This window comes from Microbacterium panaciterrae (assembly GCF_039541635.1).
Lineage (GTDB): Bacteria > Actinomycetota > Actinomycetes > Actinomycetales > Microbacteriaceae > Microbacterium > Microbacterium panaciterrae.
On the sequence record NZ_BAABGP010000003.1, the window covers coordinates 182,922 to 198,176 of the forward strand.

The 15,255-nt window shown below is 66.7% G+C and carries 11 protein-coding genes; 9 read left to right on the plus strand and 2 right to left on the minus strand.

Annotated features, from left to right (window positions below):
- Positions 1 to 159 precede the first annotated feature (159 nt).
- Genes ABD882_RS00915 through ABD882_RS00930 form a run of 4 tightly spaced genes read left to right on the plus strand, consistent with a single transcriptional unit; the run spans position 160 to position 4,910 of the window.
- Positions 160 to 1,104, plus strand: coding sequence for a branched-chain amino acid transaminase (locus tag ABD882_RS00915; RefSeq protein ID WP_345183415.1), 945 nt, complete (start codon positions 160 to 162; stop codon positions 1,102 to 1,104).
- The gene (locus tag ABD882_RS00920) at positions 1,101 to 2,003 is read left to right on the plus strand and encodes an acetamidase/formamidase family protein (protein WP_345183417.1); all 903 of its coding nucleotides are present in this window, start codon (positions 1,101 to 1,103) and stop codon (positions 2,001 to 2,003) included. Before ABD882_RS00915 ends, ABD882_RS00920 begins: the two co-directional genes overlap by 4 nt.
- 1 nt (position 2,004) lies before the next feature.
- Positions 2,005 to 3,429 (plus strand): dihydroorotase, encoded by a 1,425-nt coding sequence (locus tag ABD882_RS00925; protein ID WP_345183419.1) that lies wholly within the window; start codon positions 2,005 to 2,007, stop codon positions 3,427 to 3,429.
- Positions 3,430 to 3,437: 8 nt separating this feature from the next.
- On the plus strand, positions 3,438 to 4,910 hold the full coding sequence (locus tag ABD882_RS00930; protein ID WP_345183420.1) for an MFS transporter: 1,473 nt from the start codon (positions 3,438 to 3,440) through the stop codon (positions 4,908 to 4,910).
- 69 nt (positions 4,911 to 4,979) lie between these two features.
- Here ABD882_RS00930 and ABD882_RS00935 read toward each other — a convergent pair whose 3' ends face one another.
- Entirely contained in the window at positions 4,980 to 7,304 is a 2,325-nt protein-coding gene (locus ABD882_RS00935) for an arylsulfatase (protein WP_345183422.1), read from the minus strand.
- A gap of 298 nt (positions 7,305 to 7,602) precedes the next feature.
- Between ABD882_RS00935 and ABD882_RS00940 the strand changes: the two genes are divergently transcribed.
- From ABD882_RS00940 to ABD882_RS00960, 5 genes are all read left to right on the plus strand, one after another.
- A complete protein-coding gene (locus tag ABD882_RS00940; protein ID WP_345183423.1) occupies positions 7,603 to 9,210 on the plus strand; it encodes an ABC transporter substrate-binding protein in 1,608 nt (535 codons plus the stop codon).
- Between the two features lie 112 nt (positions 9,211 to 9,322).
- The gene (locus ABD882_RS00945; RefSeq protein ID WP_345183425.1) at positions 9,323 to 10,252 is read left to right on the plus strand and encodes an ABC transporter permease; all 930 of its coding nucleotides are present in this window, start codon (positions 9,323 to 9,325) and stop codon (positions 10,250 to 10,252) included.
- Positions 10,249 to 11,067 (plus strand): ABC transporter ATP-binding protein, encoded by an 819-nt coding sequence (locus ABD882_RS00950; RefSeq protein WP_345183427.1) that lies wholly within the window; start codon positions 10,249 to 10,251, stop codon positions 11,065 to 11,067. Before ABD882_RS00945 ends, ABD882_RS00950 begins: the two co-directional genes overlap by 4 nt.
- Positions 11,068 to 11,170: 103 nt before the next feature.
- Entirely contained in the window at positions 11,171 to 11,992 is an 822-nt protein-coding gene (locus ABD882_RS00955) for an ATP-binding cassette domain-containing protein (protein WP_345183429.1), read from the plus strand.
- On the plus strand, positions 11,992 to 13,080 hold the full coding sequence (locus tag ABD882_RS00960) for an ABC transporter permease (RefSeq protein WP_345183431.1): 1,089 nt from the start codon (positions 11,992 to 11,994) through the stop codon (positions 13,078 to 13,080). Before ABD882_RS00955 ends, ABD882_RS00960 begins: the two co-directional genes overlap by 1 nt.
- Before the next feature lie 23 nt (positions 13,081 to 13,103).
- Here ABD882_RS00960 and ABD882_RS00965 read toward each other — a convergent pair whose 3' ends face one another.
- Complete coding sequence (locus ABD882_RS00965; protein ID WP_345183433.1) at positions 13,104 to 15,227, minus strand: RecQ family ATP-dependent DNA helicase; 2,124 nt, start codon at positions 15,225 to 15,227, stop codon at positions 13,104 to 13,106.
- Positions 15,228 to 15,255 lie beyond the last annotated feature (28 nt).

Below are 15,255 nucleotides of genomic sequence, written 5' to 3' on the forward strand. Positions count from 1 at the left end.
CGCCCCCGAACGGCCGATGCCGCACCCGGTACCCGGCAGACCATGACGGGATGCCATCCGACGAGTAGGAATGTGCGCGCTCAGTTGACAAGATGCGATCGATGTCTTCATTATGATGATGAATGTTCTTGTTGATTGAAGACAGGATGGTGCACGACGATGTCCCCCACTTCCCCCCCGGTCCGTTACCTGCTGCACGATGGCGAACTCATCGACTACGCCGACGCGCGTCTGCACGTGCTCAGCACGACCACGAAGTACGGCGTGGGCGTGTTCGAGGGCTTTCGCGCGTACTGGAACGATGAGGACGGCGAGCTCTACGCGTTCCGCATCGAGGATCACATGCGCCGGCTGGTCGACTCCATGCGCGTCGTGGAGATCGACGGGCCGACGGACACCGCGGCGCTCGCCGGGCAGCTGATCGGGCTAATCCAGGCGAATGAACTGCGTTCGAACCTGCACATGCGCACCCAGGTCTTCGTGGATTCACCCGACGGCAAGCCGGACGACACCGGCCCCGCGACGGTCTTCATGGCAGCGATCCCGATGGGCAACTACTTCGGCGCCACCGGCCTCGACGTGCAGATCTCCAGCTGGGCCAGGCTCTCGGACCGTGCGATGCCACCGCGGGTGAAGTCGATCGCCAACTACCAGAACGGTCGTCTCGCCCTCCTCGAAGCCAAGCGGAACGGTTACGGCGCCGCGCTCCTGCTCACGGAATCCGGCCATGTCGCGGAAGGCGCGGGCTACAACGTCTTCATGGTCCGCCAGGGACGGCTGTGCACCCCGCCGTCGACGGAGAGCATCCTCGAAGGCATCACGCGCGACAGCGTGCTGCAGCTGGCGACCACGCAGCTCGGCCTGGACGTGGACATCCGCCCGATCGACCGCACCGAGCTCTACTCAGCCGATGAGATCTTCGTCTGCGGCAGCGCCGCGGAAGTCAACCATGTCACGTCCGTGGATCGCACGAAGATCGGAGACGGGAGCGCAGCGGGTCCCATCACATCCCGCCTGCAGGAGCTGTACGCGGATGCCGTGCGCGGCCGGATCGCCGACTTCGGCCACTGGGTCACGCCGGTCTACGGCACCGCATCGGCATGACACACGCGACGGCGCACGCCGACTTCCTGCACGCCAGGGCCGAGTTCGATCCCGGCGCCCCACCCGTGCTGTCCGTCGCCCAGGGCCAGAGATTCCGCCTCGAGGCACGAAGCGTCCTCACAGACCCGCGCTTCGAGACGGCAGAAGACTTCTCGATCTTCTCCATCCCAGTGACGGGCCCGGTGCGGATCGAGGACGTCCGCCCGGGTGACCTGGTCCGCATCGATGTGCACGAGATCCACATCGCCGATCGCGGCGGCATGGTCACGATGCCCGGACGCGGCGGCTTCGGCGAGCCCCTCGGCATGCACGGCCTCATCGTGCCCGTGCACGACGGCTTCGCGCACTTCCCCGATGATGTGCGGGTGCCGATCCGCCCGATGGTCGGCAAGATCGGATTCGCTCCCGAGGGTGAGAGCCCGAGCTCCTCGACCGTCGGCCGCTACGGCGGCAACATGGACTGCCGCGACATCATTGCGGGCGCTTCGCTGTTCATCACCGCGCAGGTGGAGGGCGGACTGCTCTACGCCGGCGACCTGCACGCGGTGCAGGGCGACGGCGAGTGCTCGCTCACTGCCGTGGAGATGGAGGGGTCCGTCGAACTCTCCTGCCGAGTCGTGCGTCCCGCTCCGGTGGGCGGTCCCGTCGTCTTCGCCGAGGATCGCATGATCGTCCTCGGCGACGGGGAGAACCTTGACGAGGCCGCCACGGTCGCGCTGGACGAGATGATGGCGATCGTGCGCGCCGACCGCGGGTGGACCCGCGAGCGCACTGCCATGCTGCTGTCCGCCACCGCGCATGTCGCCGTCTCTCAGCTCGTCAATGCTCGCAGGAGCGTGAAGGTCTCCCTCGACACTCGCTACCTCCTCAATGCTCCTTTCCAGACGAAAGAGGACTGACATGTACGACCTCCTCATCACCGGCGGCCTGGTGGTCACCCCCTCCGGTGCACAGCCGTTGGACATCGCGATCGCCGACGGCCGGATCGCCGCTCTGGCGTTCGCCGGCACGACGCCCCTCGACTCGGCCGCCCGCGTCATCGACGTCGGCGGCAAGCTGGTGGTGCCCGGCGGCGTCGACCCGCATGTCCACACCAACTCCGTGCTTCCGACGGCAGCCGAGAGCGGCATCATGTGCTTCGGAGCCGACCGTGTCAGCGAGGGTGCCATCTACGGCGGTACCACGACGCTGGTGGACTTCGCGCACTGGAAGCCCGGCGACGATCTGTCCGAGTCGTTCGCTCGCAAGGCCGCGGAGTGGAACGGCCAGACTTACACGGACTTCGCCCTGCACGGCACGTTCAAGGAGCCCGAGATTCCGTTCGACGTCCTGGAGCAGATTCCGGATGCCGTCCGCAACGGTCATGGCAGCTGGAAGGTGTGGATGACCAACACCACGCCCACTCGCCCCCATCAGAAGACCGATCTCGGCAACATGTGGGGCATCATGGAGCAGACCGCGGCCGCCGGCGCCATGCTCGCCGTGCATGCGGAGGACGACGACATCGTCATGTACTCCTATCGCCGGCTCAAGCACCAGGGTGCGATCGGCATCGAGAACATGCATCATGCGCACAACGTGCTCTCCGAGAAGCTGTCCTTCCAGCGTGCGATCACGCTCGCCCGCCACGTGGGCGCCGCCATCTATCTCATGCATGTCAGCGCCAACGTCGGGATCGACGCGATCCGGCAGGCGCGCGGCGAGGGCGCGCCGATCTACGGTGAGATCCTCCCTCACTACGCGTACTTCTCCGCCGAGAACTACCGCGAGCCGCACGGCGCTGTGTACCACACCTACCCGTCCTTGAAGAATGCCGAGGACCGCGACCAGATGTGGCCGGCGCTCATCGACGGCACGTTGAGCACTCTCGCAACGGACGGCGTGTGCACGGACTTCGACGTGAAGACGCGCGGCAGCACTATCTACGACGCCACAGGAGGTCACGCCGGTGTCGAGATGCGCATGGCCGTCGCCTACACCGAAGGCGTCGTCGGGCGGGGTCTCGATCTCACCCGATATGTGGATCTCACGTCGGCGAACGCGGCGAAGATCCTCGGCTTGTACCCCCGCAAGGGCGCAATCGCGGTCGGCAGCGATGCGGACCTCGCCGTGCTCGACATCGACGTTGACCGGCGCGTCACCGCTGCGGACCTGCACGAGGCGGACTACACGCCCTGGGAGGGATACCGCACGCGCGCATGGAACATGATGACGCTGCTGCGAGGCCAGGTGATGGTCGATGACCGAAACCTGATCGCCGGCCCCGTCGGCGAGCTCCAGCGTCAACGCGTGTCGCACGACGTCCTCAGCCGCCCGGCCTGCTGAGGAGCCGCGTGACGGCTCCCGTGCCGGTGCGCATGCTGGTGTTCTGCCTGATGGCGTCGATGCTCGTCGTCTCCTTCAACCAGACCGTGCTGAACACCGCGCTGCCGACGATCATCGCAGAGCTCGGCGGACTGGATCGGATCGGCTGGATCGTCGCCGCGTTCGTGCTGACCTCCACTCTGAGCATGCCGTTGGCCGGCGCGCTGTCAGACGTTCTCGACCGAAAGCGGCTGCTGTTCGGCGCGAGCATCGTGTTCGGCCTCGGCACGCTGTTCGGCGCGCTCTCCTGGAATCTCGACGTGCTCATCATCGCCAGGCTCGCGCAAGGCATCGGCGGCGGTGGCGTGATGGTGCTGACACAGACGATCATGGCCGCCGCGGTTCCCTCCCGCGAGCGTGCCAAATACGCCGGCGCCTTCGGCTCGGTGTGGGCTGTCGCGACCATCAGCGGAGTGCTGATCGGCGGGTGGCTCACCGACGGTCCCGGCTGGCGATGGGTGTTCTGGGGCACGCTTCCGCTGCTCGTCGTCGCACTGGCTCTCGGTGCGCGGTACATCGCTCCGAGCCCGCCGAGCGACGTCCCCGTGCACCCCGACATCGCCGGGATGCTGCTGCTGTGCATCGCCACAACCGCGCTGGTGACGGCGACCTCCGCAACCCTGCCGACAGAGTGGTCCTGGTTCATCGCGGTTGTCGGGGCGGGGGCGGTGTGCGCACTGTTCTTCGCCGAACATCGCGCCGACCAGCCGGTGCTGCCCGGCATCCTCTTCCGCAGCCGCACCTTCGTGTTCGCGACGCTCGCCGGCACGCTGTGCAGCGGGGTCGCCTCCTTCGTGGTGCTGTCATACCTTCCGGCATTCGCGCAGATGGTGCTCGGGCTATCCGCATTTCAGGCCGGTCTGCTCCTGCTGCCGATGATCGTCGCCACGGTGACATCGTCGACGCTGACGGGGTTCGCGGTCTCCCGGACAGGTCGCTATGTTCTGGTCCCGGCGGTCGGGGCTGCTGCGGTGGTCATCGGCCTCCTGCTGCTCGGCACGCTCGGCCCGGACACCACCCCGCTGCAGCTTTCCCTCTCCGCGGCTCTGCTCGGCGCCGGCATCGGGACGAACGTGCTGCTGCTGACCCTGCTGGCGCAGAATGCGCTTCCCCCGGACAAGATCGGCGTTGCCACGGCTGCGAACAACTTCTTCCGGCAGGCGGGCGCGACAATGGGCATCTCGCTGGTCGGCGTCGGGTTCGCCCGTCGACTCGAGGACTCGTTGTCCGAGGCATTGGTCCGCCACGGAATGCAGACGACGTCGTCGTTGGCGACGACCGCTCCCGACAAGCTGGCGCGCTTGACACCGGAGCTTCATTCCGCGGTGGCCGAGGCATACGCCGCGGCGCTCCCCCCGCTGTTCCTCGCGCTCACACCACTCGCCGTGATCGCACTGCTCATGATCGTCTCGTTGGAGCGGCGCCCCCTCGCCGACCGGTAACAGGCACGGCACCTCGACAGGGCGGCCCGCGGATCGTGCGAGTCGCTCACCCGGTCCTCGCGGCGACGTTCAATCGGACCTCGCCGCGGCGACACGATCGAGATCCACGATGATCTCGGTGTTGTATTCCGCCCGCGTGCCGGGGCGATACTCCACCGACTCCAGTGCTCCCGAGTATCGGAACGGCCCGCGGCGCTCGTGCAGATCCCAGTCGATCGGGCTGCCACGATCGATCCCCGCGCTGATGCCCGTGAAGGGAGCGGCCCCGGCCAGCTGCAGGACCGGGCCGACCTCAAGCAGGATCTCGTCTTCGATACGAGCCTGAATCCTCCATCGGACATCGGCGAGCGCGGTGAAGGAGAAGCCGATGCGCGCGGGCGCGCGGTTCCCCAGAGGCACGCTTGCCCGCAGCATGCGCCCGTACTCGTTGTAGCTGAGGCAGAGGTTCCCGTCCTCGATGAAGGCCACGTAGCCGCCGCCCTGATCGCCGTGGGCAAAGAGGACACCCTGTTGTCCCTCGACACGGGTGCCGAGCCGCACGATGACCTCGAACGATCGCAACCGGATGAGCCGATTCGACCGAAAGCGCTCCAGAGTGGGCGCCCCGGGCAGGATCGACGTCGGCTGCTCCAGGATGAGATCAGTCGACGGGCGCGTCCTGGTCAGCGTTCCGTCGTCGTTGAGCGGGAACACGGTGTTCCGCCAGGCTTCCTCCCTCCAGCGGGAGGCGAGCCGGCCGACGACCTCGGGGAACTCGTCCGACAGGTCGGTGGTCTCGGTCGGGTCCGCCTCCATGTCGAAAAGACGCCATTGCGCGTCCGAGAACTCCTCGCCCTGTCGGTGGAACGTCATGATCTTCCACCGGCCGCTGCTGAAAGCGCGGCTGCCCCCGAACTCCGAGTACTGCTCGTCGCGCGGCGCGGGCGCGCCCGGGCTGCGAAGGACGTCATCGAATCGAACCCCATCGACCGGCTGGGCATCGCGCCCATTCAGTCGTGCGAGCGGCTCGACCGCTGCGAGGGACAGAAGAGTCTGGCCGAGGTCCGACACGTAGACGTACTGACCGCGCAACCCCTGATCGCCGGTCTCTCGCGGAAGCCCACCGGGCCAGGACACGACCAGGGGCGCGCGAATCCCGCCTTCAGTCATGTACCGCTTGTACTTGGCGAAGGGTGTGTTGGATACCGATGCCCATCCGCGCGGATAGTGCATCATCGAGCGCGGCCCCCCGACCTCGTCCAGGCCGAGGCGCGACTCCGTCGACCCGACCGACAGATCTGACGGAGTTCCCATCGATGCGAGATAGGTCGCCGTGCCATCCACTCCGCCCTCTCCGCTCGCGCCGTTGTCCGAGGTGAACGCGATGATCGTGTTCTCGTACTCGCCCATCGCCTTCAGCTGCGTCAGGATCGCTCCCAGACTCTGATCGACGCTGTCCACGATCGCGGCGTAAACCTCCATGCACCGGGCGAACCATGCCTGCCGCGCCGGAGTCAGCTCGTCCCACGGTGTCAACTCCTCATTCCCGAGAGAAGGCCGGCGTCCTTCTGGGAGGATTCCCCCGGATCGCTGGCGAGCCTCACGGTCAGCCCGAATGCGGTCCCAGCCCGCCTCATAGTGCCCGCGGTACTTCGCGATATCGGCCTCCTTCGCCTGCAGAGGCGCGTGCACGGCCTGATGGGCGAAGTAGAGGAAGAAGGGCTTGCTCGGATCGTTGGCACGCAGTCCGGTGATCATCGCCTGCGCTTCCGTCGTGAGCGCGTCGGTCAGGTAGAACGAGCTGTCATGCTCGTCGACTGTCACGGGGCTGTTGTCCCGGATGAGGCGATGCGGCTGGAACAGCGTTGTGTATGCGTCCATACAGCCGTAGTACCGGTCGAATCCTCGCTGGATGGGCCATGAGGACTTCTCTGCCCCATCGTGCAGCCTGTTCGATGGCGTCAGGTGCCATTTGCCCACCATGAACGTCGCGTACCCGGCGGCCCGGAACGACTCGGCAATGGTGGGCGCGTCGTCCGGAAGCCGGGCGCTGAAACCCGGATAACCCGGATCGGATCCCGCGACCGTGGCGAAGCCGGCGCGATGCGGATTCAAACCGGTGAGCAGCGAGGCCCTCGCGGGCGCGCACACCGTGGACGTGTGGTAATTGGTGAAGCGATAGCCGGCGTCGGCGATCGCCTGCACGCTGGGCGTGTCGATCTCACCGCCGAAGGGTGAGACATCGCTGAAGCCGAGATCATCCACCACGATGAGGATGACGTTCGGCGCGCCGTCGGCGGCCCGGGACGCGGCGGGCCAACCGGGTGTCGACTGGGAGGCGAGCTCCCGGACGATACCGGGGAAGCGCTCGTAGCCTCGCGCTCCTTCGGGGTAAGCCGTCGATGGATCGGTCATGGCTCGTCGTCCTCCGAATCTTCATCATTATGATTCATCTTCACTATAACTGTATCGACATCCGTTACGACTGGTCGCGCCCACGGTCGCATCGGGCGGGTCGGATCATGACAGGATCTTCGGGTGACGTCGGATGAGATGCCCCGCACGGCACCCACGCCGCGCTCGGGCCGGCGCCCCCGTTCGACACCCGTCGATCTCCTCATCGTTTCTTGCATATTGATGATCTCTTCAGTAGAGTGAAGCCAATTGAGTCACAGCGTGGTGCTCTCTCGTAGCACCCCAAATAAGGGGCAGCATGATCAAAACAAGAAGGAAGTTCGCCGTCGCAGCCGTCGGCATCGCCGCGGTGATCACGATCTCGGGGTGCACTGCGACCCAATCGGGTCCGTCCACGACCAAGCCGGCCGTTCCGCACACCGCGGTCATGGTTGTCCCCAGCGTCCCGGATAACCTCACGATATTCCCGTACGGAGGAAATGCATCGCAAACGGTGCTCACCGGCCTGGGATCGCAGCTCGCCAACTACGACGTGAATTGCAAGAACCCCGTCCCGGGCAAGGTCGTCGGGAAGCTCGCGGAGAGCATCACCCTCAGCGCCGACCTGAAGTCGATCGAGGTGAAGCTGCGACCTCTGAAGAGCCAGGCCGGGAACACGCTCAGCACCGATGACGTGATCTGGAGCTTCACCCAGTACGGCTTCGTCATCCAGCCGGTCCTGAAGTCGTCGTTCGCCCGATCCGGCTATGACGTCGACAACCTGATCACGAAGATCGACGATCGCACGTTCCGCTTCAACCTGAAGTCGTTCCAGTCGACGGCGCTGGATGCCCTCCAAAACCCTCTGGCGTACATCTACGATTCCGTCGCGGCGAAGACGCACGCGACCGCTGAAGACCCTGTGGCGCAGAAATGGCTTTTCACCAATCTGGCGGACTACAGCGGGTGGAAGCTCGACGCCTTCACTCCCGGACAGTCCCTGACGGTTACCTCAGACCCGGCATGGGGCGGTCCCAGTCGCGTCGTCACCAAGGTCGCCCTCAAGGGAGTCCCCGACGACACGACCCGCCAGCAGCTTCTCGAGACCGGTGAGGCGCAGGTGGCCGTCGGCTTCCAGCCGAGCCAGTTCCGGGCTCTCTCCGCGAAGAAGGGCATCGACATCCAGGAATGCGCGAGCCTGAACATGGACAACCTGATGTTCTCCACGCGGGAGGCGCCATTGAACGATGTGCGCGTGCGGACGGCGATCTCGATGGCGATCGACAGGGCGCAGATCGCCAAGGGCGCATACTCCGACTACGCGACCCCTGCGGTCTCGTCCTTCAACAAGGCCTTTGGATTCGGCCAGTATGGAACCGCGTACACCTACGACCCCGCCAAGGCGAAGAAGCTCCTCGCTGAGGCCGGATACCCCCAGGGCTTCGACCTGACGCTGACCTATGGCCCGTCCCGACCCGGCCCGGTGACCGCGAAGAGCTCGGTCCTGATCCAGGCGATGCTCGCGGAGGTCGGCATCAAGGCGAAGCTGGAGGTGATCGCGAGCCCGACGCAGCTGACCGACGTCATGTACACCACGCACCTCTATCAGAGCGCGCTGTACGGCGAGCCCATCGCCATCGCGGACCCGGCCTGGCTTGCCTACGTCAAGTTCGGAACCTCGCCCAACAACAGCGGAACGTTCTGGAAGAGTCCCGCGGTTCTGGACCTCCTTTCCCAGGTGTCGGCCATCCCGGCCAAGGATGCCGATGCGCGAAAGGCGCTGTTCAAGCAGATCGCCAAGATCGGCGACACCGAACTCCCGCTGATCGAGCTCGTCGAGACGCCGTACGTGATCGCGACGAACGGCATGCCGAGCGGAACGCCGATGCCCAACGGCCAGTTGGCCTGGTCGGCCTTCGGTAAGTGATCATCGCTGGGAAGCGACCATCGCGGTCGCTTCCCAGCGTTCTCCTGGCCCGAGAACGGGAGCCCGTCCCGCTCGGCCCCACAGCAACCTTCGAAAGCTCACGGTGAAGCACATGAAGTTCGCGGAGTACAACACGACGCCCACCTCCGCGGTGGTCACGCGCGGGAAGACGGCCTCGACCGTGATCGCGGCGAGCCGGTTCCCGCGGATCACGCGCCTGCGGCTGTCCGCACTCAAGCACAAGCCCGAGATCACGATCGTCGTTGCGATCACGCTTCTCGCAGCGTTCATGCTCGTGAGCGTCTTCTTCGAACTGCCGCACAGCCCGACCAAACCCGATGTCCAATCCATCGCCCTCCCTCCGAGCGCGACGCACCTGTTCGGCACCGACGGCTATGGTTTCGATGTGTTCTCACGCGTGCTCGACGCAGCACGGCGAGACATCCCCATCGCGATTGCGGGCGCGCTGTTGGCGCTCGGCCTCGGCGTTCCCGTAGGGCTCGCCGCTTCGGGCGGCAGAATCGGCGACCTCATCATGCGAGGCCTCGACGGCTTCTCGGCGCTGCCGCTGCTCATCCTCGTGATCGTCGCGATCAAGCTCATGGGCGGAACGGCCTTCGACATCGTGATCGCGATCGCGATCGTGAATACGCCGAGGTTCGCTCGCTTGGTTCGCGCGGAGGCGGTGACTCTGCGATCGACCAGATTTGTCGAGGCCGCCATCGCAGCTGGAAGCTCGCCGCTTCGTATCGCCGTCCAGCACATCTTCCGCAACTCCTACGGCATCGTGCTGGTCCAGGCGACGCTCGCGGCGGCCAACGCCATCGGCGTCATCGCCGCTCTGAACTTCCTCGGCGTCGGGATCAATCCTCCTACGCCCACGTGGGGCGGCATGATCCGTGACGGGATGACTCTGCTCATCGACGGCAACTGGTGGGCGGCTGCCTTCCCGACCTTGGCGATCTTCTTCGTGGTCGTCGCATTGAACGCCATCGCGGACGGCATCGAGGCTCGTGCTGAAGCGACAGGAGGACGCTCGTGACCACTGACCCGCTCCTGGAGGTCTCCGACCTCAGCGTCGAGTTCCGCTCGCACGGCCAGACTCACCAGATCCTGAACGGAATCTCCTTCACCGTGGAGAGGAATGAGATCATCGGACTGGTCGGCGAGTCCGGCTCCGGCAAGTCGACGACGGCGCGATCGATCATCGGCCTGCTTCCGGCGACAGGGCGTGGCTTCGGACAGATCACCTTCGACCGCGACGAGATCGACGTAGGTTCCACGAAGCGAGTCCGCTCGATCCGTGGCACGCAGATCGGCTTCGTCGCTCAGAACCCTTTCGACGCCCTCAACCCGATCCTCTCCATCGAGCGACAGTTCTTCAACGTCATGCGCGCGCACGAGAAAGTCAGCCGACAGCAGGCGCGCGCCCGGGCCGAATCGCTCCTGCGCTCGGTGGGCATCACCGATACCCACCGAGTCTTGGCCGGCCATGCGCACGAGCTGAGCGGCGGAATGGCGCAGAGGGTGGTGATCGCCATCGCGTTGAGCCTCGATCCGAAGCTGCTGATCGCCGACGAGCCGACGACAGCGCTCGATCTGACCGTGCAGCGGCAAGTGCTGGATCTGATGCGCGACATCATCCTCACCTCCGGGCGGTCGATGCTGCTGGTCACCCACGATCTGACTGTGGTCGCCACCTACTGCCACCGCGTCGCGGTCATGTACCGAGGGGACATCCTCGAGATCGGCGACGTCGAGACCGTGTTCACCGCGCCGAAGCACGAATACACCCGCGCGCTGCTCGATTCCGCGTCCGGCAAGGCGCTGACCGCAGATCGGATTCTCTCGTCATGATCACTGAAACGAGATCAGTGGAAACGCCCATCGTCATCGCTGAACACCTCAGCAAGTCTTTCGCTGCGCGAGGCAGGGGGGCAGCGTCCTCGCGGTCAACGATGTGAGCCTGACATTGCAACGCGGCGACACGCTCGGCCTCGTCGGGGAGAGCGGCTCGGGGAAATCGACTCTGGGACGGCTCCTCGCACGGCTCGTCGATCGGGACGAGGGCACCGTGATGTTGGACGGTGTCGACCTCACAGCACTCCACGGTCGAGAGCTCCGACGTGCGCGATCAAGGTTCCAGGTGGTGTTCCAGGAGCCTTACGCCTCTCTCGACCCGCGGATGACGGTGCTTCAGATCATCGAGGAGCCCCTGGTCGCGACGAGGCTCGTCCGGTCCCGGAAGGAGCGGCGCGAACGCGTGCTGCGGATGCTCGACGACGTCGGACTGCCGCGGGAGTTCATCTCGCGTCGGCCCGGGGCCCTGAGCGGCGGACAGCAGCAGCGAGTCGGGATCGCCCGGGCGCTGATCAGCGAACCGATGTTCGTGGTGCTGGATGAACCCACTTCTTCGCTGGATCAGACCGTGCGCGCCAGCATCCTCCAACTCCTGGTGCGACTGCAGAAGACCAGGTCGCTGACCTTCGTGTTCATCTCCCACGACATGCACACCGTCCAACGGCTGTGCAATCGCACCGCCGTGATGCATCGGGGGAGCATCGTCGAGATCGGACCGACCAACAACATCATGAAACGTCCGCAGCATCCCTACACCAGGACCCTGCTGTCGGCCGCGCTTTCGCTCACACCAGGCGGTTCCATGCCCGACTTCACCGCAGATGCTGCGCCGCCGATCGACTTCCCCAACAACGGCATCCCGGCGTCGTCCCGTGTCCCCGACGCCGAGGTGCTGCGCCTTGCCGGAGAGAGGAGCAAGTGATGGTCCGGTTCGTGCTCGGACGCGTTCTGCTGGCGGTGGTGCTGCTGCTCGTCGTCATCTCGGCAAGCTTTGCGCTGGTCTCGCTGATCCCGGGTGATCCTGCACAGGCCGTCCTGGGCGAGTTCGCGACTCCTGCACAGGTGGCGGATCTGAGGGCCAAGCTCGGCCTGGATCAGCCACTGCTCGTCCAGTGGTGGAACTACCTGACGTCCGCGCTGAGGGGGGATCTCGGGACGTCCTACTTCTCAGGCAGGCCGGTCACCGAGGAGATCCTCGTGCGTCTGGTTCCCAGTCTGCTGCTGGTCATTCCCGGAATCCTCCTGGCAGTTCTCATCGGCACGACCGTCGGCGCCATCAGCGCCTACCGCCGAGGCTCCCGTATCGATCGTGTGTTGTCCATCCTCACGTCGGCCACTCTCGCGCTCCCCGAGTTCGCGCTCGCGCTCGTCATCATCTACGTCTTCTTCCAGATCATGCGGATCGCGCCACCGCCGTTGGGAATGCTCTCTCCGCTCGACCCGGTGCCTCCGGCGGTCACCGGCTCGGTGCTCATCGACGCAGTGCTGGCGAACTCATGGCAGACGATCGGAAGCGCGGTGTCGCACGCGGTGCTTCCGATAGCGACGCTCGGGATCTTCTTCTCTGCCTTCTTCGCCCGCGTCGTCCGGACAGGGCTCACCGCGGCGCTGCTTTCCCCCCAGGTGGAATTTGCCCGGGCGTGTGGGCTGAGCGAATGGATGGTCTTCCGATACGCGATGGGCGACATCCGCCGGACCCTGCTCACCTTCCTTGTGATCCTGACCGGCGGAGCCCTCAGCGGTGCCGTGATCGTAGAGACGGTGTTCTCCTGGCCTGGGATCGGAACGTGGGCCCTGACCGGCATCCTTCAGGTCGACATTCCCGTGATCCAGGGATTCGTCCTCATCATCGCGTCGACGCTCCTGTTCGCGTTCGTCGCCGTCGACATCCTGATCGCCATCATCGACCCCCGAGTGCGGGCCCAGGTCGCCGCTTCGAGCACCAAGCGCATGAGCGGTTCGAAGCCCCTCTGGACCGCACCGATCGAGAACCTCGTCGAAGTCGTATGAAGGTGAAGGCGTGAGTATCGCCGTCAGCCCCGCAGCGCGAGCACAAACGGGAGCACATCGGTCGCTCCGGCGCGGCGGAGCGACCGAGCGGCGACGGTGAGCGTCCACCGACTGTCGGCCTGATCGTCCACGAGCAGCATGGGGCCGGCAGGAACGGCGAGAGCATCGGTCGAGAAGCGGTCCCAGACGCCCGCGAGGCGGAACGCGCTGTTGCCGCCCGGCCCGCCGGTCGGTCCTCCTCCGGTCATTGCCAGCTCGCCCAGGTACGGCAGCCGGCCGATGTCGGCGAGACCGTGCGCGAGCGAGCTCACCAGGAGCGGGCGCGAGCGCGACGGCATCGACACGACCGCGACCGGACGCTCGGTCCAGCGCCAGCCCGCGAGCACCCGCACGCACGCGTCGCGCATCCGCTCCGGAACCGGGCCGTCGGCGACGCCGGCCGCGAAGAGCTCACGCAGCGCGCCGCCCCAGCCGAGGTCGGTGAGGCGCGCGAGCGCCCGGCCCTCCCCCGCCTGCTCCTCGACGGCGATGCGCCCCTTCACCGGGACGCCGAGCCGGTCCGCGCCGGTCGGCCACATCCGCCGCGGCTCGATCGGGACGCCCACGCGGTCGAGCGATGCCGAAGCCGCGCTGCTCGCGTCGGCGCCCACCTCGGTCGGGAACCACACGCCTGCGCAGTTGTCGCAGCGCCCGCAGGGCACGGCGGTGTCGTCATCGAGAGTGCGCTGCAGGAACTCCATGCGGCAGCCGCCGCCCTGCTCGTAGTCGATCATGTGCCGCTGCTCGGCGCGGCGCTCCGCGGCGATCCGGTCGTAGCGTTCGGCGTCGTAGATCCACGGCTCGCCCGTGGCGATCCACCCGCCCTGCACCCGGCGCACGGCGCCATCGACGTCGAGCACCTTCAGCAGCAGCTCGAGCGGCGTGCGCCGGATGTCGACCATCGCCTCCAGCGCGGGGGTCGACACCGGGGCGTCTCCGAGCGCCGCGATGACCCGCTCCGCGCGGTCCCGATCGGGCATCGAAGCGGTCGCGAAGTAGTGCCAGATGTCCCGGTCCTCCACACCGGGCAGCAGCAGCACGTCTGCGCTCTCGCTTGCTCGACCCGCGCGACCCACCTGCTGGTAGTACGCGACCGGTGAGGACGGAGCGCCCAGATGCAGGACGAAGCCGAGATCGGGCTTGTCGAACCCCATCCCGAGTGCGCTCGTCGCGACCAGGGCCTTGACCTCGTTGCGCTTGAGCATCGCCTCCGATTCGGCGCGCTCGTCCGGATCGGTCTGGCCCGTGTAGGCGCGCACGTCGTGGCCGCGCTCCCGCAGCAGGCGGGCGGTGTCGACGGCCGCAGCGACCGTCAGCGTGTAGATGATGCCGGATCCGGGCAGCTCGTCGAGATGGCTGAGCAGCCAGGCCAGCCGGCTCGGCGCGTCGGGCAGCCGCAGCACCCCGAGCCGCAGCGAGGCGCGGGCGAGCGGCCCCCGGATCGTGAGCACCTCGGATCCGCCCGCTGGCCCGTCCGTCGCGGCGCCGAGCTGCTCGGCGACGTCCGCGACGACCCGGCTGTTCGCGGTCGCGGTCGTCGCGAGCACGGGCACATCGGCGGGCATCTGCGCGATGAGGTCGCGCAGCCGCCGGTAGTCGGGCCGGAAGTCGTGCCCCCAGTCGCTGATGCAATGTGCCTCGTCGACGACGAGCATGCCGATGCGGCGCACGAGCGCGGGCAGCTGCTGCTCGCGGAATGACGGGTTGTTGAGCCGTTCGGGCGAGACCAGCAGCACGTCGACCTCGTCGCGATCGAGCTGGGCGAGCACATCCGCCCACTCGTGCGCGTTCGTGGAGTTGATCGCGACCGCGCGGACTCCTGCCCGCTCCGCCGCGGCGATCTGGTCGCGCATGAGCGCGAGCAACGGCGAGACGAGCACGGTGGGCCCGGCACCCTGCTGGCGCAGCAGCAGCGTCGCGACGAAGTACACAGCGGACTTGCCCCAGCCGGTGCGCTGCACGACGAGGGCGCGCCGACGCTCGGCGACCAGCGCCTCGATCGCTTCATACTGCCCGTCGTGGAACTCGGCGTCAGTGCGGCCGACGAGCGCCCGCAGCGCTGCGAGGGCGTCATCGCGGATGTCGGGGGGTGCTGTGTGCGTCGTCACATGTCCACTGTGCCGCACACGTCCGACA